The 1,033-nt window shown below is 38.4% G+C and carries 1 protein-coding gene and 1 pseudogene; both read left to right on the top strand.

The genetic code is table 11. From position 1 onward, the window contains the following. Nucleotides 1–504, top strand: a pseudogene (locus ACF8ME_RS09035) (sugar-binding protein); the annotation flags it as partial. Continuing rightward, nucleotides 504–866 carry a hypothetical protein gene (locus tag ACF8ME_RS09040; protein ID WP_392416092.1) on the top strand — a complete coding sequence of 121 codons (363 nt, stop codon included), beginning with the start codon at nt 504–506 and terminating at the stop codon, nt 864–866. The pseudogene ACF8ME_RS09035 and the gene ACF8ME_RS09040, both read left to right, overlap by 1 nt. Nucleotides 867–1,033: the final 167 nt, after the last annotated feature.

Raw genomic sequence — 1,033 nt, forward strand, 5'->3', positions numbered from 1 at the left:
CGGTTTGTTAGTCAGGATCCTATTGGATTGTTTGGAGGGGAGAACATATATAGATATTCAGACAATACAAACACATGGATTGATCCACTTGGCTTAGCACCTTTTAAACCATGTCATTGCACTTGTAAGAAAATTCTAGATGCTATGCAGTCCAATGGGCGGCAATATGGTAAATATAGTGCTGTACCACCAGATTCCCATCATATTATACAAAATGCGTCTGCAATTCAAATACCAGGGTATAGTAGAAGCAAGGCGCCAGCAGTTCAACTTGGCGGTAAATCAACCACTATAGGATCAGAGCACTACATTGCAACTCAAGTACAACGTCAGGCTGGTGGAGGAACATATGCTGCAGAAAGAAGAATAGGCTATAAAGCCCTAAGAAGGGCGGGCATATCCGAAGAGGAGTCAAAATGTCTATTTCTGATGCATGTAGATCCGCATTTCAATAATCTCGGGATTTCTTCAAACTCCCCCATGAGAATACCAGGAGATAGATAATGAAGATAAAAAACATACCCACTGCAAAACAGAAGATAACTAGTATATTGCAAATTATATGTACACAAAATATTGTGTCTAACAGAAATATACTTGACGAAGACAATTCAATTGAAATCTCCCGCGTCTTAGCCAACTATATTTCAAACACAAAGTACTCGAGGCAAAAATACACAATGCCACCAGAATCAGAAATAGAGAATATGGAGCTACGCCAAGGCTGGGGAAAATTCGATAGCCTTTCAGATATTGATCTTTGGGTAGATGGTCAGCAGTCTGATCTAACTGCCATCTTTAGAATAAAAACCAAAACTCAGAAAGATGAATGCGTTGTTTTACTATATGATATAAAGGTTCTTTAACCACTATATTTAATAATTGCAATTTTCTTTTAATCAATATGCCTAGGCTTGCGAAACGCCTATTATCTTTTTATAGAACAAGAAAGAAAATTATTCGTTCTGAATGGACTGGTGTACCTATAGTCAGTAGAACGCTCGCAAGTATGATGCACTGGACCTGACCTGGG

The sequence above is a fragment of the Delftia sp. WSY_7 genome (assembly GCF_043104845.1).
In the GTDB taxonomy this organism is placed as follows: Bacteria; Pseudomonadota; Gammaproteobacteria; order Burkholderiales; family Burkholderiaceae_C; genus Comamonas; species Comamonas tsuruhatensis.

Coding starts and splice junctions, on each gene's coding strand:
- ACF8ME_RS09040 (WP_392416092.1), top strand. CDS start 504: ATGAAGATAAAAAACATACCCACTGCAAAACAGAAGATAACTAGTATA.